The organism is Legionella tunisiensis (assembly GCF_000308315.1).
Lineage (GTDB): Bacteria > Pseudomonadota > Gammaproteobacteria > Legionellales > Legionellaceae > Tatlockia > Tatlockia tunisiensis.
Genome location: NZ_CALJ01000202.1, coordinates 19210 through 39565, shown reverse-complemented (window position 1 = coordinate 39565; position 20356 = coordinate 19210). Strand labels below are relative to the sequence as shown.

Genomic DNA, 20356 nt, shown 5'->3' with positions numbered 1-20356 from the left:
GGAAAGGTAATTGCTAATCCTCTCAAATCTCAATCTAAAACAAGAATACTGATTTATCATAAACCCGTTGGTGAAATTTCCAGTAAGTATGATCCCAAACATGAGAAAACAGTTTTTGATCGTTTACCCTACTTAAAACAAGGACGTTGGGTTCAGGTTGGTCGTTTGGATATTAATACTTCCGGCCTACTGATTTTTACCAATAATGGTGAATTGGCCAATCGTTTAATGCATCCAAAGTTTGGATTAGAAAGAGAATATGCGGTGCGTGTACATGGTCAAGTCAGTGCTGAGGCCATTCAGGCTATGTTAAAAGGTGTTGATTTGGAAGATGGCGTTGCCCAATTTAAACGAATTGAGTTTAGAGGTGGGGAAGCGACCAACAGTTGGTATCATGTAGTTTTGACGGAGGGACGCAATAGGGAAGTACGGCGTTTGTGGCAATCGCAAGGTGTTGAAGTCAGTCGCTTGATACGCATCCGATATGGGCATTTAACTATGCCACGTTCACTTGCGCGGGGTAATTTTATGGAGTTATCGAAAGAGAATGTCGAAAAATTTTTGGCAGCTTTGTAAATTAATCAACTGATTTGTTTTCCCTGTTGTTAGCTAATCTGTTTTATGGGGTTACTCAACAAGAACAGTCAGCCTATAGTATCGCTTAACTAACGAGCACTATAGCAGACAGGCCATGACACAAATAAAGTGCCTGTGGTATTCTTCCCACGGCAATAAATCGATTGTTAAAGTGGCATTGAGCGAAAAATAATTTGTTTCAAGACAGCCTGTTTTTTATTCCAATTTATTGTGTCAAGCAATTAAGTATTTTAAGAGATTAGAGTCATGAGTAAAAAACGCCAACGACTGCCTGCAGCGATGCAAACCGCTGATATAGAAAAATTTAGTCATGACGGCCGCGGCATTGCGAGAATTAATGGTAAAACAACGTTTATCCAAGGTGCTCTTCCCGGAGAACAGGTTACCTTCCAGTATACGCGAGTTAAACGTGATTTTGATGAAGGAAGAATAGTTGACTTCGTTACGGCCTCCTCTCTACGCGCTGAACCGCGATGTGCACATTATCATTTATGCGGCGGTTGTTCCCTACAACATCTTAATGAACAAGCTCAAATTCATGAAAAGGAAGTCTTATTGCTTGATTTACTGCGCCGTATTGGTCATTGTGAGCCAGAGATGATTTTGCCTCCTCTTGTCAGTCAAAGCTGGCACTATCGTAATAAGGCCCGCTTAAGCGTGCGCTACGTAGAAAAAAAGGCTCTACTTTAGTAGGATTTAGAGAGAAAAATAATCCCCGTTATATTACCGAAATAAATCAATGTCCGGTAATGAATGCAAAAATTGACGCCCAAATAGTAAACTTGCGTGCGCTTATTGATTCTCTAGATAACCCAAATAGTATTGCGCAGATTGAAGTAGCGGCAGGTGATGAGGAAGTTGCACTCATTTTTCGTAACCTGTTGCCTTTGAGCACTGCTGACGAGGAAAAAATTCGTCAATTTGGGAAAAGCACTAATTTTCGTATCTTTTTACAACCAGGCGGGCCTGATAGCGTAGTACTTTTCTATCCGCAAGGAAGTAATGAGTTTTTAACCTATACTTTACCTAAAGAAGGTATTCGCTTCCAATTTCATGCGACTGATTTTACCCAGGTCAATGCGGGTTTAAATCAACAGATGGTTGCGCAAGCATTGAAACTCATGGCGTTGGTGCCAGAAGATGTGGTGTTGGATTTGTTTTGTGGCTTAGGTAATTTTTCGTTACCGCTAGCCAGGCATTGTGCAAAAGTTGTAGGTGTAGAGGGAAGCGATACCATGGTCTCCCGAGCTCAGATGAACGCTAAAGCGAATGGTTTGGCCAATACTGAGTTTTTTGTGCCAATTTAGAAAACACTGACGCCTTGTCTTTTTATTATCCTATGGTTTTACTAAGATTTTGCTAGACCCACCACGCTCAGGTGCTTTGGAAATTGTAAAGCAAATTGATAAATTTAAGCCGCAACGGCTTGTTTATGTTTCTTGTAATCCTGCTACTTTGGCGAGAGATGCTGATATTTTAGTGAATCAAAAAGGATATCGATTACGTTCAGCGGGCGTTATGGATATGTTTCCACACACCGCGCATGTGGAATCCATCGCTTTATTTGAGAAAGGATAGCAACAATGGTTAAAGTTAAAGAAGATACTCCTTGGACAACAGATAGTGGTATTGATGTCGAGCAATGGCTACACCAGTTAGCAAGTAAAGGGTATTTTCAAGATTTGGAACTCATTCGTAATGCTTGTACGTTAAGCCAACTGGCAGGACAGGATCATGCTACTGAAGTCGGAGTATCCTGTTTGCAGCAAGGTTTGGCCATGGCTGATGTATTGGCTGATCTGGAAGTTGATCAGCAGACACTCACAGCGGCTATTATCTTTGAGAGTGTTCATTATGCAGAATTATCACTGGATGATGTTGAAGAACAGCTAGGTTCATCAATTGCCAAATTAGTTAAAGGAATTGAAAAATGAGTGCCATGCATAATTTACAGGCACTCAATAAATATCCACAAAATAAGCATCAAATTGATAATGTCCGCAAGATGTTATTAGCGATGGTTGATGATGTACGTGTTGTATTGATTAAGTTAGCCGAGCGTCTTTGTGTGCTGCGATCCTCTGGCCAACTTCCTGAAGCAATGCGCCATCAAATTGCTACCGAGGCAATGGAAATCTATGCGCCTTTAGCGAATCGTTTGGGGATAGGGGCTATTAAATGGGAAATGGAAGATCTTGCATTTCGCTATCTTCATCCAGATGATTACAAATCCATCGCAAAAGGGTTAAAAGCAAAACGTCTTGAAAGAGACAAGTATGTTGATTTTATTGTTGAAGAGTTGAATAAGCAGATTAAAGCTACAGGTGCACATCATTTTGCTGTGTATGGCCGTTCAAAACACATTCACAGTATCTACCGTAAAATGAAACGAAAAAATGTTTCTTTAGATGAAATTTATGATGCAACGGCAGTAAGAGTTTTGGTAGAAAGCAAAGAGCAGTGCTATGAAGTATTAGGTATGGTGCATACTTTATGGAAACAAGTACCAGTTGAATTTGATGATTATATTATCAATCCCAAACCGAATGGTTATCAATCGCTGCATACTGCGGTGGAAGGACCAGAAGGTCGTGTTTTTGAGGTGCAAATTCGTACTTTTCAAATGCATGATCTGGCCGAAATGGGTGTGGCTGCGCATTGGAAATACAAAGAGGGCGCCGTACAGCAAAAAGAAAGCCATGAACGCAAAATTGAATGGCTACGCGATGTTTTGGCCTGGCATAAAGAAATGGCAACTTCGAGTGGCATATCAGAAGCAATTGAGACTGAATTTCTTGAGGATAGAGTTTATGTCTTTACTCCAGATGGGGATGTTTTGGATTTACCTCAGGGTGTTACACCCTTGGATTTTGCTTACCATGTGCATAGTCAGATAGGACACCGCTGCCGTGGTGCGAAAGTGAATGGTTCTATAGTTCCCCTGACCTATGAATTAAAAACAGGCGACAAAGTAGAGGTACTAACAGGTAAAGATGAACGGCCATCAAGAGATTGGATTAATCCCCATCTGAATTATTTGAAAACATCCCGCGCCAAAGCGAAAGTTCTGCATTGGTTTAGAATGCAGGATTACGATAGAAATAAAGCTGAAGGGCATGAAATTCTTGATAAAGAATTAAAAACCCTAGGGATCAAAACAGATCGTTTGCATGACATAGTGTCTTCGTTTAATTTCAAACGGCTGGATGATTTGTTAGCGGCGCTTGGGCGTGGCGATATTAAATTGGGCCAAATTCTAAGTAAATTGTCTCCTGCAGAAGTTGAAGAACCAAGCATTCAAACTATCGTTAAACCATTGGCCAAGCCTGAAGTAAGGGGCAGTGATTTACGTATAGAGGGTGTTGGCAATCTTCTCACTCATATGGCACGTTGCTGTCAACCTGTACCAGGTGACGAAGTAGTTGGATACATTACGCTTGGGCGTGGTGTGTCTGTACACCGACAGGATTGTCCCAATATCATTCATGCAGGTGTAAAACAGCGACAACGTTTTTTACAAGTAAGCTGGGGCAGTTCAACACGTGATCATTATGTCGTTGATATTTTGATTAAAGCCTTCGATCGTTCTGGTCTGTTAAAAGATGTGACCTCGTTATTATCAAACGAAAAAGCGCATGTCTATGCGCTGCAGACTCAAAGTAATAAACATGATAATACGGCTTTTATTACTTTAACTGTGGAAATTGATGGTTTAAATAGTTTGTCTCGTTTATTAAATAAACTGGAGCAAATCCCCAATGTGCTTGAAGCAAGGCGTCAGGTATAACAGTTTTTTAAAAGGGCATTTATATACTTTGGAGTGGACTTGTTCTTGTACAAAAAACGGCATTTTTTACTGGATTCACCTCAGTTGGCGCATTTGTTGCAAAGGAATGACCTAATATAAATTGTATTTTACTCACTTTAATAGGTCATGGTTATGAGAAAGGGGGTAGTCTTACTCGCAGCCAGTGCTTTATTATTTAGTAGCGCCAATCTTGCTGTGGCTACAGAAGACAATAATGATCGAGAGATTAAGGAACTCGTCCATTTTCTCATTTCGCCACCAATATTGACGCTTAGTAAGGATTCTCTTTCTGTTCCTTTAAGTTTTTATGTAGGCGATCTTGAAGATATCGCAAAGTATTTTGGTGATTATGTCTGTGTTCCTCTTAATACCTGTACAGTAGTAGATACTTTATATGAAGGGCCATTTGCCATTTTAGGTCGTGGCTTGCCACCCGAACAAGGTACGGAACTGGAATGGTTTCAGGCACAAACTCAGATTGAACGCACTAACATTAAGTATGGTACTGCCATTTATGATGCGGGGACCTGGCAAATCGCTTTAGCGCTGGCCGCAAAATATCATTATTTAGCTTTGGATACTGCAAAAACGTTTATTTCTAATCAATTACAGTCTATTTTAAATCCGGGCAATCGTGCTACAAACTCTATATTTCAATATGGTTATCAGCAATCCATTACTGATCCAACGTTAGCTTTTACTTTTCGTTTAATTACTACGGATTTTTATAATAAAGATCCTTTTTCCAGAGTAGATATCAGAATTTTATTAGCTGGGATTACGAACCTGACAAATTGCCTAAACTCGATCCAGCACATCCTTCACCTGATTTTTTAAATTTGTGACTACTTGGCCTGATTGGCAACCACTGACAGGAGATAATGCCTGGGCGCAGATAATTGGTCCAGTACAAGCAGAATATCTGTTGTATAACGGCAGTATTCCTATTACTTCAAAGGCTCTAAATAATGCAATGAACAGTCTGCACGCCTTTTCGGCAATGCAGGCTGCTATAGGCGCTTTCTATTATGCACCCGGAGGAACGGTAGGGCAGCAAGGACTTATTCCTGAAGGAGAAATCTCAGTAGAAGATAATTTTTCTGTGCTGGCTGGGTTACAGATTTTAAAACATATTTTAGAGAATACGGAACAAACGGCAGAGGTGAGTCTAGCCTTACAGCGTATTGATGTAATGCTGAATGGAGGAAAAACGGTTAATGGTTATGACACCCTGGGTTTATTATCTTTTTGTATAACGGTGCTTTTGATGTCAAAAAGGGCCTATTTTTACTCATGGTACGGCCATTACCCCCTCTGCAACTGATGATTGGCAACCTGATACTACCGATGAAGGAAGTTTTATGTCAGTCAATGTTAATCTCTGGGGGATTTCAGCGTTGGGAGTAGAAACAGTCGATCGATGGTTTGGCCCTAATACAGCTCGAAAAATATGGCGCATTGTGCGTAACCAGGGAGGGTATTTTAATAATGGGCAATTATGGGGTGTAGGTTTTACCATGGACAATAATATTGGTCCGACACCAGAAAATATCATGTCAACGGAAGGGACTGCCAGTGCGATTAATACGCTGAATTCTTTAATTAATTATTATTCTGGTAGAAATGCTGATATTTCAGAATTGGAAGAAGATTTGGAGAGTATGGAGGAAAACATTCTGCATTTACGAAATGATTTATATTTGGATTCACAATTTTTCGGTGCGACCCCAAAAGAATTCTTTGTGGTTGTGCCTCCAGAAATAGGGCAAGCTTATCTTTATGCCAGTAGACGCTTCCCTTTGCCCTGGGATTGGAATTGGAATGCCAATACGCTAGCTGCTACAGTGGCGAATGCATGGGTATTAATGAACAAGTTTGATTTTAATCCTTTCCAGTACCAGGGCAAGTTGGCCGGTGAAAATTATTCTGTACCGGCTCAGAGAGATATCAGGAAAGTAGATACCTTTATAGAAGGCGGGGCTTTAACCAAGCGGGTTACTGTGCAGTTTACGGCGGGTGATTTAGGGGCAATCAGTCAATTGAGCCTAAGCTATAATTTTGATGGTTCACAAGCCAATTGGTTTGTGGCTTCTACGATAGGGCGTCGCGAGGGTATTGCCTTTTTGCCGAAGGGTACTCAAGCTATCGCAATTACGTTTTTTAACGGTGGGTGGGCGATGGCATGTCAAGTAATTCCAGCTTCCAAGATTTGCAAGGATCGAGATTGTGGCGGCGTAAAAACCATTAAAGCACGCTGGAGCTCTAATGGAAAAGATGAGTGTGATTTAAGCGATTAAAGTTTGTAAAGTTAAGCACTACTCATGATTAATTAGTTTGAATAGGTGGTGAAGAGTTGTGATTCGTTAAATCGCTTGTATCAGCACTTTGGGTTTTTCCTTCTTTCTTTTGCTGTGCAAAAAATTGGAGTTTATTTTCGTCACAAGAAACGTCTTCATTTTTAAATAAGATCTCTTTACAAAAATCAGTGAATTTGATGAGTGCAATCCCAATCGACAGTAATAAACCTACTGATTGATGCTTTTTCTGTGCAATAACAGCCTCGGATCTTTCTGAAAAAACCATACCATGATTTTTGAGCGTATTTAGTAGTCCTAAATCGGTTTTTTCAATTCTTCTTTTTACCTTCCAGGATATATTTTGCATAGACGATAGCTAATCCATTACAAACACCGTCAGGATTCATTTCCAAGGGCAGATTATGCCATTGCAAGTATTGATTAAGATTTTCGATTACCTGATTTTGGGAGAGATCCGCTGCCATTAAACCACCTTTAACTTCAGCCCTCCATGAGTCAACTTAATCCATATAATCTAGGTATTAGAACTTCTGAAGCCCAATATAAATTTTAGCCTAATTTTATCAGTTGATTATTAAGTCTTAATTGAGAAATAAAACTGATCTTTGGATAGTTAGAAACCAATTGAAGTCATTAAATTATAAAATAATACCTAGCACTACTTCACGATGCTCGCTTAGCAGTACGTTAAAAGTACGGCAAGCAGCGCCGATAGACATACATTCCAGGCCAATACCTTGCTGTGCCAGAGTCTGTATTATGGGAAAAGAAACAAGTTGCCCCTGATTATTATGACCGATAAGAACGATTCTGGGCTGGTGTTTAAGAAGCGGGACTAATAATTCCGCATCCAATTCATTAACTGTGTGGATAGGCCAATTGGTTATAAGCTCGTGACGATTAACAATGAGACTGCTTTGATAAGAAATGGCGTCAATCCGAATTTCATTCTCGCTATAAGATTGTATCGTGTGTTGATCGACTGTTTCTAAGCTGATATGCATGGTGTTTAATCAAGCAAAAATAATTTATACTACTGCACAGTATATCACAGAGGTTAAAAAGATGAGTCAATTTCCACGAATCAAACGTTTGCCGCCCTATGTCTTTAACACATTGACACAGTTGAAGTCTGAGGCACGAGCGCGTGGAGACGATATCATTGATTTTGGTATGGGTAACCCTGATCAACCAACACCGCAACATATTGTTGATAAATTGATTGAAACGGTAAAGCGTCCTGATACTCACCGTTATTCTATGTCAAAGGGTATTCCCCGCTTACGACGTGCAATGGCTTCTTGGTATGAACGCAATTATCAAGTTAGCCTTGATAGTGAAAAGCAAATTGTTACTACGATTGGTTCAAAAGAGGGGTTGGCTCACCTTGCTTTGGCAATTAGTGGCCCAGGTGATACCGTGTTGGTTCCAGACCCTGCTTATCCAATCCATACCTATGGTTTCATTATTGCAGGAGCGAATGTTAAGCAGATTCCTCTAATTGGTGAAAATCAATTCTTAGACGCAGTGCAAACTGCTATTGAACAAACCTGGCCAAGACCTAAAGCCTTGGTTATTAGTTTTCCTGCTAATCCAAGTACGCATTGTGTGGAATATGAGTTTTTTGAGCGGGTAGTTACTTTGGCCAAGCATCATGGTATTTGGATTATTCATGATTTAGCTTACGCTGACATTGTTTTTGATGGTTACAAAGCACCGTCAATTTTACAGGTCCCAGGCGCAATTGATATAGCAATTGAAACTTATTCTCTGTCCAAATCTTACAACATGCCTGGCTGGCGTGTAGGGTTTGCCTGTGGTAACGAGGAATTAGTTGCCGCCTTAACCCGTATTAAATCTTATTTGGATTATGGAACATTTACTCCCATTCAAGTGGCTGCTATTGCTGCGCTAGAGGGGCCTGACGACTGTGTCCATGAGATTCGAGCTTTATATGAGCAGCGACGGGATGTCTTATGCGAAGGTCTGCAGGATATTGGCTGGTATGTAGAAAAGCCCAAAGCTACCATGTTTGTTTGGGCACCAATTCCTTCTTTTTACAGCCATATGGGTTCTCTTGAGTTTTCCAAATACTTACTTCAGGAAGCCTGTGTTGCAGTGTCTCCCGGTATAGGATTTGGTTCACAGGGGGATAATTTTGTTCGCTTTGGCTTAATAGAAAATAACCAAAGAACTCGACAAGCGTTACGCAATTTAAAAGCATTATTTAAACGAGATGGCTATCTGCAGGCAGTTTAATGATGGATGTGGTTGTTAATGGTATAAGGGATGATGCGCCTGCTGGTAGTAAACCGCTTGTCAGTTATGGCCACTATTACCTCAATTTTTTAAGTTGTTTAGGTTGTGATCCAATCTATCCGCCTCTGGCTGACTTACTGCGCCTCTCTCATCATTTAGAGGGGAAATGGCTAATCGCATCCCCCATTCATTGGCAAGCAACTCACAACGATGCAATGGTGGTTGCAACTGGCAAGGAACTTGAATTAACAGAAGATGAATCTCGTTTATGGTTTGCGGAGCTGACACAGTTCTTGAAAGGAGATAATTTTTCACCGGTTTATCATGATGAACAGACTTGGCTATTCAAAATAGATACTAAGCCCGCCCTCAAAAGCAAATCAGTATACACAATGCTGCATCAATCGATGATGCCTGCCCTTGAAGCAATGGATAATACACTGTTTTGGCAACGTCTAATCACTGAGTTACAAATGTATCTGAGTTCCCATTCATTGAACGGACAACGACAGAATAAATTAGCTATTAATGGTTTGTGGTTTTGGGGAAGTGGAGAATTTAAACCTTCCAAAAATAGAAAGATAGTGACTGATGATGAAGTGCTTCTCGCTAATCCTGGCAAGCTGCTAGAACAAATTAATCCTCTAACGCCGGCCTCAATCATGCAAAAGAATGATTTACTGCTCTTAAAATATCCGCAGCAGATGGAACTAGCCAGGATAGAAGAAAACACAAAAAAATTACCACTCACTGGTTTTGGAATAACATGGCATATAGCAAGCAGAAGAATCATTGGTGGTCGAGATTATGGAGATAATAGGTTATGCGTATTAAACAACGAGAGTTACCCCACTCTTTACCTGTTTTACCCTCCTGTCCCCCTGTTTTACAGCGTATTTATGCTTCTCGTGGAGTAAGACACGAGTCTCAATTAGATAAAAGTTTACAAGCTTTATTGCCATTTGATGCTCTGACAGATATCGATAAAGCTTGTATTCGCCTTGCCAAAGCTCTGGAGGCGAAAGAACGTATTCTTATTATTGGTGATTTTGATGCAGACGGCGCAACCTCCACGGCTCTCGCTGTTTCAGCATTACGCGCGATGGGAGCCTCTCAGGTTGAGTTTTTGGTCCCTAATCGCTTTGATTTTGGCTATGGTTTAACGCCAGCGATCGTTGAGGTTGCTAAAAAATGGCAGCCACACTTGATAATCACAGTTGACAACGGTATTGCCAGCATTGATGGTGTTGATGCGGCCAATCAAGCGGGTATTGATGTCCTGGTTACTGATCATCATCTACCAGCCGATATTTTGCCCAAAGCTTGTGCAATCATAAATCCCAATCAAGTTGGGGATCAATTTAAAAGTAAATCAATTGCCGGTGTTGGGGTCATTTTCTATCTAATGCTGGCTTTAAGACGATATCTTATTAATAACGATTGGTTTAATGCTCAAGGACTTACTGCACCCAATATGGCGCAGTTTCTTGATTTGGTTGCGCTAGGTACCGTTGCTGATGTGGTAGCCCTTGATCAAAACAATCGTGTTTTGGTTAATCAAGGTCTGGCACGCATGCGTCAAGGCCTTTGTCGTCCTGGTATTAAGGCTTTAATTGAAATTGCTAATCGTGACTATTCTCGTTTGCGGGAAAGTGATTTGGGTTTTGTCGTTGCTCCAAGATTGAATGCTGCAGGTCGACTGGATGATATGTCGCTCGGTATTGAGTGCTTATTGAGTCATGATCTTGATAAGGCACGTTCATTGGCAGAGCAATTAGATGAGTTAAATCAAGAGCGGCGAGTGATTGAAGCTGAAATGAAAGAACAGGCAATGATAGCAGTGGATAAATTAGCTAAAAGAATGGCTAATACACAGCAGTTACCGCTTGCTTTATGTTTGATGGATCAGGCTTGGCATCAGGGGGTTATTGGCATCTTAGCGGGACGTTTAAAAGATCGTTATCACCGGCCAGTTATTGCTTTCGCTGCAGTTAGTGACAATGAATTGAAAGGTTCGGCAAGATCAGTACCTGGTTTGAATATACGTGATGTTTTGGCTGCTGTTGATAAAGATAGACCTGGTTTACTTACTAAGTTTGGTGGGCACGCTATGGCAGCTGGTTTAAGTATGCATCCTCGTGCATTTGAGGATTTTCAGCAAGCTTTTGTTGCTGAAGTTGCTAAATATATGGATATTTCTCAGTGCGAGGGCGAACTCTTGACAGATGGCTCCTTAAATCCTGATGAGTTAAGTTTGCAAATAGCCTTGCTTTTACAACAGGCTGGTCCTTGGGGGGCAGCAATTTCCTGAGCCTTGCTTTGATAATATTTTTGAGGTTCTTGACCAACGTTTAGTTGGAAAAAATCATTTAAAATTAGCTTTGGCTCATCCTGATGGTGGAGAGGCTATTGATGCGATTGCTTTTAATGTTGATCTAAATCAATGGCCGAATCACCGCATTAAGACAGTACAGGCAGCTTATAAGTTAGATATTAATACTTATCAGGGGAGAACAAAACTACAGTTAGTGATTGATGCCTTACAGGCATTGTAAGTTCCAGGATTTTAAACCTGGTTAGTTGCTAATATACGTAGTTATTTTTTGAGCATATTACAAAATCGAGTATAATAGCCAGTTTAAATAACCAGATAATGCGTTGTGCAATCATTACCTAACTCACTGTTCTCAACAGGACTTAAGTCCTTAATTTCTCCGCTTGCCATAGCGCCAATGATTGACTGGACTTACACGCATTTTCGTGTCTTTATGCGCCTTATAGCTCCCTATGCATTGTTATATACAGAAATGCAAACCGTAGGGGCTATCACGAACAATCCTGCTCGTGCACTTGCTTTTGATCCGGTAGAACATCCCTTGGCATTACAACTTGGTGGTGCAGATAAAAATGGCTTAGTTCATTGTGCAAAAAACCGCTGAGGAAAAAGGATTTGCAGAAGTTAATTTAAATTTGGGTTGTCCCAGCGACAAAGTACAGGCAGGTCGTTTTGGTGCTTGTTTGATGGCTGAACCTGAACAAGTTGCTGATTGTATTTCAGCGATGAAAAATGCAGTTTCAATTCCGGTGACGGCCAAGACGCGAATTGGAATAGATCAGCAGGATAGTTATGATTTTTTTGCAGCCTTTGCCCATCGGTTGATAGATGCCGGTTGTGATAAACTGATTGTCCATGCACGTAAAGCCTGGCTGCATGGTTTAAATCCCAAGCAAAATCGCACCATTCCACCTTTACACTATGAATTTGTTTATAAAATTAAAGAAGAAATGCCAACTATACCAGTGGTTATCAATGGCAATATTAATACAGCAAATGAAATTAAAAGCCATTTACAACAAGTTGATGGGGTGATGTTAGGGCGGTTGGCCTGCCAAAATCCTTATGCACTGGCGGCGATTCATCATCAATTTTATCCTGAGCTACCTCAACCAGCACGTTCTGCTATCTGGCGTGATTATATTGTCTATATTCACAGGCAATTTGAGCGTGGCGTACCTTTAAGCTTGTTACTGAAACCTGTTTTTAATTTGGCTCATGGTTTGCCGCATGCCAAGTCGTGGAAAGAGAGATTAGTGCAAGCACAACAGCTAAAACAAGTTGATCAATTAGAAAAATCACTCGCTATGCTAAGTGAGATGGAAGAAGAGGCGGCTTTAGTTGAGATTAAAAAATTCGATGATGTACTAGATTTTCTTGCTGCATATTCTCTATGTCATTCCGAATTTTTCTTTCTCTCATCTCGCAAAAAATGAGAGCGCGTCTCAACGCTAGAAGATTCCTCAGTAAGTTTGGAATGACGAAGGCAAATCGGACATACCACCAAGAATTCGGTCAATCAAGATTGTATTTATTGTTAGTGCCCCCAGATGAGTAAAATGGAGTATTCAAGTCTGTTTAACTGCAGCAGAACGTTCATTTTGTTTGCAATGCCGAGCTATTTGACTGCATTGTATGGTTTACGTGGCATTTTGGGCAAAATTCTAGTAAATTAAGCGCCTTTAAAGCCGGAATTATCGAGAGGATTATCAGGGCTATGCTGAATACGTTGATGAAAAAAATGTTTGGTAGTCGCAATGAACGTACTTTGCGACGCATGGAAAAAACAGTACAGGTTATTAATACTTTTGAAGCCCAGATGCAGGTACTTAAGGATGAGGAATTAGCCGCTAAAACAGCACAATTTCAAGCCCGCATAGTTGAAGGTGAAACACTGGATGAATTATTAGCCGAGGCGTTTGCTGTGGTGCGCGAGGTATCTGTACGGACGTTAGGATTAAGACATTTTGATGTTCAATTAATCGGCGGTATGGTGCTACACGAAGGTAATATTGCGGAAATGCGCACTGGGGAAGGTAAAACACTGGTTGCTACACTTCCTGCTTATTTGAATGCTATTAGTGGACACGGCGTGCATATTGTTACAGTGAACGATTACCTGGCTAAGCGTGATAGCCAATGGATGCAGCCTATTTTTGAGTTTTTAGGTTTAACAGTTGGTGTTATTTACCCTGATATGCCGCATGATGCTAAGCAAGCTGCGTATCGAGCAGATATTGTTTATGGTACTAACAACGAATTTGGTTTTGATTATCTACGTGACAATATGGCCTTTAGCTTGACAGATAAAGTTCAACGTGAATTAAATTTTGCGATTGTTGACGAAGTCGATTCCATTTTGATCGATGAAGCACGTACGCCTCTGATTATTTCAGGTGCTGCTGAAGGTAGTTCAGAGCTATATATAAAAAGTGAACAAACTAATTCCTCTGCTAAAAAACAAGAGGAAGAAGGAGATGATGGCGATTACACGATTGATGAGAAACAAAAACAAGCTCATTTAACGGAGCTTGGCCATCAGCGTATTGAAGAACTTTTAATGAAAGAAAATTTACTGGATCCAGGCGAAAGCTTGTATCACGCTTCTAACATCATCCTTATGCATCACGTGAATGCAGCGCTCAGAGCCCATGCAATGTTCCATCGAGATATTGATTATATTGTTAAAGACAATCAAGTTGTGATTGTGGATGAACATACTGGGCGTACTATGACAGGCCGGCGTTGGTCAGAAGGCTTGCATCAAGCCATCGAAGCAAAAGAAGGCGTTGCCATTCAACAGGAAAATCAAACCCTCGCTTCAATTACTTTCCAGAATTATTTTAGATTATACAATAAACTATCGGGAATGACGGGAACAGCCGATACAGAAGCGTATGAATTCCAACAAATTTATAATCTCGAAGTTGTGGTTATTCCTACGAATAAACCCATGCGCCGCCATGATCAAGCTGATCTGATTTATCTAAGTCAGCAGGATAAATATCAAGCGATCATTGAAGACGTAAAAGATTGTGTGGCACGTAAGCAACCGGTGTTAGTTGGTACAGCATCCATTGAGGCATCCGAGTTGCTAAGTCAGTTACTAAAAAAGCGGGTTTAAAACACCAGGTATTAAATGCCAAATTCCACGAAAAAGAAGCGCAGATTATTGCCGAAGCCGGACGCCCTGGTGTTGTAACGATTGCGACTAACATGGCGGGTCGAGGTACGGATATTGTATTAGGCGGTAGCCTTGCTGCGGAAATGGCAGCTTTACCAACGGATGCAACAGAGGCTGACCGACAGACTGTACGGGCCGATTGGAAAAATCGCCATGAAGCAGTACTCAAAGCAGGGGGCTTACGTATTATCGGCTCGGAGCGCCATGAATCTCGTCGGATTGATAATCAGTTGCGTGGTCGAGCTGGGCGGCAGGGTGATGAAGGAAGCAGTCGTTTCTATCTCTCACTTGATGATAATTTGATGCGCATTTTTGCTTCTGAGCGTGTTGCCGCCATGATGCGCCGTTTGGGTATGAAACCTGGTGAGCCTATTGAACATAGTCTGGTGACTAAAGCGATTGAGAATGCTCAGCGTAAATTAGAAGGGCATCATTTTGATGTCAGAAAACAGTTGCTTGATTACGACAATGTCGCCAATGAGCAAAGAAAAGTCATCTATACTCAACGTGCTGCGATCATGGCAATGACTGATCCCCGCGAGGTAGTTGAAGCAATGCGGGAAGATGTTATCTATGGATTGGTTGATAATTTTATACCCCCGCAAAGTTTGGAAGATCAATGGGATCTGAAAGGACTGACGCAAGCTCTATTGGAAGATTTCAAGCTGAAAGGGGATATTGAGCAGTGGGTAGAAGATGATCACAGTATTCAGCCTGAACAGATTAGAGAGAAAATATTCCAGCTTTGCCTCGAGCAATATCGGGAAAAAGAGAAGTTAGCAAGCAGGGAAGTACTGTCTCAATTTGAAAAATCAGTTATTTTACAAACGATGGATACTCATTGGCGCGAACATTTAGCAGCAATGGATCATTTACGTCAAGGCATTCATTTGCGTGGTTATGCTCAGAAAGATCCCAAACAAGAATATAAGCGCGAAGCGTTTTCTTTGTTTACCATGATGCTTGATAATCTGAAATACGACATTGTTCGTTTACTCTCTTCAGTTGAAGTACAAACAGAAGAAGATGTGAACGCGGTTGAAGAACAACGTCGAGCAGAACAGATTCGTAAAATGCAGTTTCTACATGAAGAAGAGCAAGCTGAATCCAGAGAACAGACCAGTGACACTACCTTTAGACGCGTAGAGAGAAAAATAGGGCGCAATGATCCTTGTCCTTGTGGTTCTGGCAAAAAATTTAAAAGTTGTCATGGGAGTCTCGTGTGAAGGTAGCGGTTGCTATTATTTTTGATCAGGAACAGCGGGTATTAATTACTCGTAGACCCTTGCATGCCGCTCATGGCGGCATGTGGGAATTTCCTGGCGGGAAGTTAGAAGCGAATGAATTACCTGAGCAGGCACTGATTAGAGAAATCAAAGAAGAAGTAGATGTTGATATTCGTGATTATCATTTTTTAGCCGAAGTAATCCATCGCTACGATACTAACACAGTAAATTTGCTGGTATTTACCGTCAGTCGGTATGAAGGAAAACCCAGCTGTCGTGAATCCCAACTTGATCTGCATTGGGTTAGCATTGATGACTTGAATAACTATCCCTTTCTTGAAGCTAATGTTCGGATTATTGAGTTGATAAAAATGAAATATAAACCGTCCGAAAGAGTCTTCTAAATCTCTACCAAGTGTCCTAACTCAATTTTTTGTCGCTCACTCAGTAAAGCAAGCAAAGCTCCAGACAATAAAATTAATACTCCCAGCGCCTGGATAAGATTAATTTTTTCATTCAAAAGTAGAATACCAAAAATAACGACAAAGACTGGCTCAAGGACAGATAGAATCGATGCTTGCACAGAACTAATGTATTTTAAGCCCTGTAATAGCAAAACAATAGGCAAGGCGGTACAAATTATCCCGATACCACAAATATTAACCCAGACGTTTATACCGACAGGAATTTTGAAGGTATTATCCAATAAAGCGGCTATTAAACAGGCTGCCATGCAACCAATCGAAACCATCAATGTAGCTAGGAGAGAGGGTACTGGACTACTTTTACTGGCTATTAAATAAAGGGCATAAAGAAGTGCAGATAATAAACTTAAACCAATGCCTGTCACATCAAATTTGATGCCTTCTCCATGGGTGAGAAAGATTAATCCAATGAAGATGATCGTGATTGCCAGATAATAAATTTTACTGATTTTCTGTTTGTAGAATAAAAAATTGATCAGCATTACGATAGCGGGATAAGTAAAAATATAACCATCGACAAGCCACTACCAATGTATTTGGCTGCGATAAAATAAAAATAGAACAGGCACCGTAAAATAAGGCACCGGCAAAGGTTACTTTGAAAAGCTCCCAAAAACTGGTATTAGCCAAGGCTTTGTTCATAGTGGGGATTAAGAGAATGGCAATAAAAAGGCCGGAAACCAGGAAACGCCAAAATAGCATAGTTGAGACCGAAATATCAGCATTAATTACGCTAACACCAAAATAACCTATAAGGCCAAAAAAAGACCGGACAGCGCAGCATAGGCCGCGCCTTTTTTATCATGTTGCAAAGGAGGGCGCTCCTGACAGATTTTTTTATTATTAGAGCTCTACTTTTGGTTCATCATTTTTATTTTCAGGCACATCTTTATCCTTATCGGCTACTAATGCAGGTAAAACATCCTGTTTTAATAGGGATTCCCGATTTGTCTCTGCCTGACTGAACAATAGAGATTTACCCTTGTATGCACGGTACGGCATAATAAATAGGAATGTAAGGGTAATGAATTGTAGCACATCTGCAAGAACACGGCGAGGGAAGTCCTGATGCTCAAAATGCTTTTTCGCTAAAGTACAAAGTTCCTTTTGTTTCGCTTCACAGTTCTTATCAGTTAATAAAACGGGGATTGCTGCGTTACGGAAGTTCTCTAATTGACCTTTAACTGCTTGTTTAGGATAGTTTTCAACAAAATCATCAAGTTTAGTGATAACTACTGCCATTTTGCTGATACTAATCGCTTTATCAGACATTAATTTTTCGTTAATAGCAGTAGGATCATAGTGTTCTATTAACAGCAGCGCTCTACATAAATCCTCGTTATCTGTTAATGTGTTAGTTATAAACTGTCTTAATCCTTTTTCACTTAACAGTTTGACCACCGCCATTTTATTATTTTCTTCATCGAAAAAATCAGCTCTAACTGCAATATTTTTGCTCTAACAATAATTTAGCAAAAGCAATTTTATTTTTGGTTTCCGACGTATCGGCCACATCATTTGTTACCCACTCTTCAACAGCGTTTAAAGCGGGTAAATTAGTGATAAGTGGTAATTTATCTTGGATTGCTTTGCGTAATTGCTCGGACGTCAAATATTGGGCCAACGTGGCAAGAAGAACCAACGACTCATCTTTTTCATATTCATTCAGCTTTAAAAAGAATTGAGTCTTACCTTTATGCTGGCGGGCAAGCGTATGATGATCTACAATTTTATCCGTTTTTCTGATTCGGCAGTAAGATTCTCTTTTGTAACAAGCAAAATTTCTAGATGTTCCTCCAGTTCTGCTTGGTCTACTGATTGTTGGTAGTCTCTTGCTAATGGCGTTTTAAGCTCTCTAACAAAAGCTGCTTCGTTTTCTAGAAGTGTATACCCCTCGGTTTTGTTTGCCATTTCCAGACGTTTTGTATCTATTTCCAGGGCAACAGCATTAATTTTTTGAATTAGCGTGTTAGCAATGAGGGTTTTCGCTTGCTTTTTCTCTTCTTCTAATTGTCGTGTAATACCTTGCAAAGTCTTTAATTTCTGCTGATAAAAAGTAATTTCATCTTCTTCATCTTCATTGGGTGCATCATGAGCTGTATCAAAGCTTCTCTTGATTGCGGAAATTGCCTCTTGAGATAATTTATACTTACCCAGGTTAGTGTGAACTTCACCAAAAATACTGCTAAAAGCTTTTTGCTGTTGAACAATACTGTCTTGCAACCCTGCGATTTTTACACTCTGCAACGTTCTATTGCTTTGTTTATAGCAGGCAATATTTTTGTAACTCATTTTTCTTTTCTGTAGCATTTTCGAGTATAGGTTCAAGAATTTCAGGTGATTTGCCGTCTCTGGCAGACTCAGCAACACGTTGAACGGCACAGTTATTCATTTTCTCAAAAAGTTCTTGTTCTTCCAGAGTAAATGCAAAATCTTCTTGTATTTGTGCTTTAATAGTACGTTGTTCTTGCTCAATACTATCGGCTATTTCATCGACTGCTCTAACTATCGCAGTGCAGATAGCGCCTTGTATGTTAAGTATTTCTCGTTTTAATTCTTCTGTATATTCATTTAAAGCAGTTTGTTTAGCTTGATAGAAATCAATGATTGTAGTTAAAGAACTGCTTTCTGGGAGGGCGTCGTCATATTCTCTATTAAAATCATTCAGTATTTCAACAAAGCTACCTTTTTGCTGTTCCCACAAGCCATAGCCAGTTAGTTTTTTGAATATCAGAGTAAAAATACCGGAACGTCTCCCGTTGATTAGGAATAAGGCTATCTTTAAGTTCTTCTCTTCGTGTTTGCTGGCCGCGTCTAACTGCTGCTACAGCATTAGGCCATACAACGTCAAACTCTTTGTCTTTATTTTTAATATCATCAAGTATCAGGATTAAGGTATCAGGACTTACTAATTTCTGATAGGCAGGATTAATGTTGAATGTATTTTTCGTATACTCAATTAATTCCTGGTCTTTACTTTCAAATTTTATGCCTTTATCCTTAAGTTGGTTATCTAATGCCTCAAGGTGTCTAGCAAATTTGTTAGCTATTTCATTAATTGCTTCAATTATTCCAGAACTAATGTACTGTCGTTCTTCAATCATCACCTGATCAAATTTTATTCTGAGCTCTTTTAAAGCTGCCAGTTTCTTTGTTTTAAACTCAACTTCATCGGCCTCAATATCTATTTTATTATATTCAGTAACAAATCTATTTTTTACATCAGTAATGATACTATCATCAATGTTGGCGCTTTTAAAAGAATAGCTATATCCCTATAAAGATGAGTAAAGGTCTCTCCTTGTTTCTTAATTTCCTTGTTTAAATTAATTAGTTTCTCTTCTCTTTCTTGATCAAGTAACTTAACTTTCGCTTTAAGCGTATTAACAATCTCTTGTAAAGCAAGGTTGCGCTCTTCATTCCCCACTTGACCGTATATTTTGGCAGCGTTTGCACCAAGTGTTTTATAGGGTTCATCAGCTTGCAAATTAATGCCGTGTACTTTGACTAAGGGACTAGAGATTTCATTAATCTCTTTCCATAAAGCTTCCTTTTTCACGTTTTCTGCCTGAATACGATTTCTCTCTGTTTCAACAGCAAGTCTCAGTGTTCGGTAGCTTTTAATAAAGTCCTCTAACAGTCCGCGAATTACATCGGGGGTAGCTCGTTGCAACATATTTTTAAGATTTCCATAAGTCGCTTTATGTTGCTCAAAAGAATTGAGAGCTTTAGCAAATTCAGTATCCTCTTTGTATTTTGGGGAATATAGGAGTTCTGAGGCAACTTCTCTATCCAGCTCAGGAATAAGAAATCCTGTCTTACCGATATTGCTATGGTATGAGGTCTTTCTGGCAATAAATGCTTCATAAACTGCAATTTGTTTTCATAACGATTATAAGCAGCTAATGCAGCCCGATCGTCTTTAGATAATGCAGACGTGGCATCAGGCTTCGTGGGTGGTAATTCTAATATAAGTGGTGAGTATTTATTTTGTAACTCGGCTTTGATGCAGCTTAATTCTTCAACATGAATAGCTGTTTTATCCCAGGATTTCATTCCTTCATCGGCACAAGCATTTTCTAAAAGCTCGATGGCTCTAATTGCTGATGTAACTTTAGCTTGTAATTCAGTTCTATTCATAAAA

At 40.0% G+C, this 20356-nt stretch carries 19 protein-coding genes and 5 pseudogenes; 12 read left to right on the top strand and 12 right to left on the bottom strand.

What is annotated here, in order from left to right:
• From BN58_RS24860 to BN58_RS12130, 6 genes and pseudogenes are all read left to right on the top strand, one after another.
• The coding region (locus BN58_RS24860; protein ID WP_019217075.1) for a pseudouridine synthase at positions 1 to 576 on the top strand (576 nt) is incomplete at its 5' end.
• Between the two features lie 267 nt (positions 577 to 843).
• A pseudogene (gene rlmD / locus BN58_RS37030) lies at positions 844 to 2175 on the top strand (23S rRNA (uracil(1939)-C(5))-methyltransferase RlmD).
• Positions 2176 to 2180: 5 nt separating this feature from the next.
• Positions 2181 to 4384: pseudogene (relA, locus tag BN58_RS24850) on the top strand (GTP diphosphokinase).
• A gap of 153 nt (positions 4385 to 4537) precedes the next feature.
• Positions 4538 to 5242, top strand: a complete 705-nt coding sequence (locus BN58_RS12140; RefSeq protein ID WP_019217074.1) for a hypothetical protein — start codon at positions 4538 to 4540, stop codon at positions 5240 to 5242.
• A 4-nt stretch (positions 5243 to 5246) separates the two neighbouring features.
• Positions 5247 to 5729 carry a hypothetical protein gene (locus BN58_RS12135; RefSeq protein ID WP_019217073.1) on the top strand — a complete coding sequence of 161 codons (483 nt, stop codon included), beginning with the start codon at positions 5247 to 5249 and terminating at the stop codon, positions 5727 to 5729.
• 37 nt (positions 5730 to 5766) lie between these two features.
• Positions 5767 to 6702 carry a hypothetical protein gene (locus BN58_RS12130; protein ID WP_019217072.1) on the top strand — a complete coding sequence of 312 codons (936 nt, stop codon included), beginning with the start codon at positions 5767 to 5769 and terminating at the stop codon, positions 6700 to 6702.
• Positions 6703 to 6730: 28 nt separating this feature from the next.
• On the opposite strand, the gene BN58_RS24845 is transcribed toward BN58_RS12130, so the two are convergent.
• The 3 genes from BN58_RS24845 to BN58_RS12115 all read right to left on the bottom strand — a co-directional run bounded on the left by BN58_RS24845 (position 6731) and on the right by BN58_RS12115 (position 7727).
• The gene (locus tag BN58_RS24845; RefSeq protein WP_019217071.1) at positions 6731 to 6988 is read right to left on the bottom strand and encodes a hypothetical protein; all 258 of its coding nucleotides are present in this window, start codon (positions 6986 to 6988) and stop codon (positions 6731 to 6733) included.
• 43 nt (positions 6989 to 7031) lie between these two features.
• Entirely contained in the window at positions 7032 to 7187 is a 156-nt protein-coding gene (locus BN58_RS30960; protein ID WP_019217070.1) for a hypothetical protein, read from the bottom strand.
• 174 nt (positions 7188 to 7361) lie between these two features.
• On the bottom strand, positions 7362 to 7727 hold the full coding sequence (locus BN58_RS12115) for an Mth938-like domain-containing protein (RefSeq protein WP_019217069.1): 366 nt from the start codon (positions 7725 to 7727) through the stop codon (positions 7362 to 7364).
• Positions 7728 to 7788: 61 nt separating this feature from the next.
• Between BN58_RS12115 and alaC the strand changes: the two genes are divergently transcribed.
• The 6 genes and pseudogenes from alaC (at position 7789) to BN58_RS12085 (ending at position 16131) form a co-directional block, all read left to right on the top strand.
• Entirely contained in the window at positions 7789 to 8982 is a 1194-nt protein-coding gene (alaC, locus tag BN58_RS12110) for an alanine transaminase (RefSeq protein ID WP_026069436.1), read from the top strand.
• The gene (locus BN58_RS24840; protein WP_026069435.1) at positions 8982 to 9899 is read left to right on the top strand and encodes a hypothetical protein; all 918 of its coding nucleotides are present in this window, start codon (positions 8982 to 8984) and stop codon (positions 9897 to 9899) included. Before alaC ends, BN58_RS24840 begins: the two co-directional genes overlap by 1 nt.
• Positions 9806 to 11537: pseudogene (recJ, locus tag BN58_RS24835) on the top strand (single-stranded-DNA-specific exonuclease RecJ). Before BN58_RS24840 ends, recJ begins: the two are co-directional and overlap by 94 nt.
• A gap of 177 nt (positions 11538 to 11714) precedes the next feature.
• Positions 11715 to 12642 (top strand): annotated as a pseudogene (gene dusA, locus BN58_RS24830) (tRNA dihydrouridine(20/20a) synthase DusA); the annotation flags it as partial.
• A gap of 392 nt (positions 12643 to 13034) precedes the next feature.
• Positions 13035 to 15727, top strand: a pseudogene (gene secA, locus BN58_RS24825) (preprotein translocase subunit SecA).
• A complete protein-coding gene (locus BN58_RS12085; protein WP_019217065.1) occupies positions 15724 to 16131 on the top strand; it encodes a (deoxy)nucleoside triphosphate pyrophosphohydrolase in 408 nt (135 codons plus the stop codon). The pseudogene secA and the gene BN58_RS12085 overlap by 4 nt, the downstream one beginning before the upstream one ends.
• Here BN58_RS12085 and BN58_RS34165 read toward each other — a convergent pair.
• The 9 genes from BN58_RS34165 to BN58_RS12045 form a co-directional block, all read right to left on the bottom strand.
• Positions 16128 to 16694: a DMT family transporter gene (locus tag BN58_RS34165; RefSeq protein WP_019217064.1), complete on the bottom strand. Its 567-nt coding sequence runs from the start codon at positions 16692 to 16694 to the stop codon at positions 16128 to 16130. The genes BN58_RS12085 and BN58_RS34165 overlap by 4 nt on opposite strands.
• The gene (locus tag BN58_RS34160; protein WP_019217063.1) at positions 16654 to 16914 is read right to left on the bottom strand and encodes a hypothetical protein; all 261 of its coding nucleotides are present in this window, start codon (positions 16912 to 16914) and stop codon (positions 16654 to 16656) included. The genes BN58_RS34165 and BN58_RS34160 overlap by 41 nt, the downstream gene beginning before the upstream one ends.
• Positions 16915 to 17055: 141 nt before the next feature.
• Positions 17056 to 17619, bottom strand: coding sequence for a hypothetical protein (locus BN58_RS12075; protein ID WP_019217062.1), 564 nt, complete (start codon positions 17617 to 17619; stop codon positions 17056 to 17058).
• A 31-nt stretch (positions 17620 to 17650) separates the two neighbouring features.
• Positions 17651 to 17854: a hypothetical protein gene (locus BN58_RS12070; RefSeq protein ID WP_019217061.1), complete on the bottom strand. Its 204-nt coding sequence runs from the start codon at positions 17852 to 17854 to the stop codon at positions 17651 to 17653.
• A gap of 80 nt (positions 17855 to 17934) precedes the next feature.
• A complete protein-coding gene (locus BN58_RS12065; protein ID WP_156812507.1) occupies positions 17935 to 18435 on the bottom strand; it encodes a hypothetical protein in 501 nt (166 codons plus the stop codon).
• A 40-nt stretch (positions 18436 to 18475) separates the two neighbouring features.
• Positions 18476 to 18916 (bottom strand): hypothetical protein, encoded by a 441-nt coding sequence (locus tag BN58_RS12060; RefSeq protein ID WP_019217059.1) that lies wholly within the window; start codon positions 18914 to 18916, stop codon positions 18476 to 18478.
• Positions 18894 to 19319, bottom strand: a complete 426-nt coding sequence (locus BN58_RS12055; RefSeq protein ID WP_026069434.1) for a hypothetical protein — start codon at positions 19317 to 19319, stop codon at positions 18894 to 18896. Before BN58_RS12055 ends, BN58_RS12060 begins: the two co-directional genes overlap by 23 nt.
• 110 nt (positions 19320 to 19429) lie before the next feature.
• Positions 19430 to 19888 (bottom strand): hypothetical protein, encoded by a 459-nt coding sequence (locus tag BN58_RS12050; protein ID WP_019217057.1) that lies wholly within the window; start codon positions 19886 to 19888, stop codon positions 19430 to 19432.
• Positions 19861 to 20352, bottom strand: a complete 492-nt coding sequence (locus tag BN58_RS12045; protein ID WP_019217056.1) for a hypothetical protein — start codon at positions 20350 to 20352, stop codon at positions 19861 to 19863. Before BN58_RS12045 ends, BN58_RS12050 begins: the two co-directional genes overlap by 28 nt.
• Positions 20353 to 20356: the final 4 nt, after the last annotated feature.

Bases quoted from the DNA above. Each gene is read 5' to 3' on its own strand.
- BN58_RS12115 (WP_019217069.1), bottom strand. From the start codon at position 7,727: ATGCATATCAGCTTAGAAACAGTCGATCAACACACGATACAATCTTAT.
- BN58_RS12140 (WP_019217074.1), top strand. From the start codon at position 4,538: ATGAGAAAGGGGGTAGTCTTACTCGCAGCCAGTGCTTTATTATTTAGT.
- BN58_RS12045 (WP_019217056.1), bottom strand. From the start codon at position 20,352: ATGAATAGAACTGAATTACAAGCTAAAGTTACATCAGCAATTAGAGCC.
- BN58_RS34160 (WP_019217063.1), bottom strand. From the start codon at position 16,914: ATGCTATTTTGGCGTTTCCTGGTTTCCGGCCTTTTTATTGCCATTCTC.
- BN58_RS30960 (WP_019217070.1), bottom strand. From the start codon at position 7,187: ATGGCAGCGGATCTCTCCCAAAATCAGGTAATCGAAAATCTTAATCAA.
- alaC (WP_026069436.1), top strand. From the start codon at position 7,789: ATGAGTCAATTTCCACGAATCAAACGTTTGCCGCCCTATGTCTTTAAC.
- BN58_RS24845 (WP_019217071.1), bottom strand. From the start codon at position 6,988: ATGGTTTTTTCAGAAAGATCCGAGGCTGTTATTGCACAGAAAAAGCAT.
- BN58_RS34165 (WP_019217064.1), bottom strand. From the start codon at position 16,694: ATGCTGATCAATTTTTTATTCTACAAACAGAAAATCAGTAAAATTTAT.
- BN58_RS12130 (WP_019217072.1), top strand. From the start codon at position 5,767: ATGTCAGTCAATGTTAATCTCTGGGGGATTTCAGCGTTGGGAGTAGAA.
- BN58_RS12050 (WP_019217057.1), bottom strand. From the start codon at position 19,888: ATGTTGCAACGAGCTACCCCCGATGTAATTCGCGGACTGTTAGAGGAC.
- BN58_RS24840 (WP_026069435.1), top strand. From the start codon at position 8,982: ATGATGGATGTGGTTGTTAATGGTATAAGGGATGATGCGCCTGCTGGT.
- BN58_RS12075 (WP_019217062.1), bottom strand. From the start codon at position 17,619: ATGGCGGTGGTCAAACTGTTAAGTGAAAAAGGATTAAGACAGTTTATA.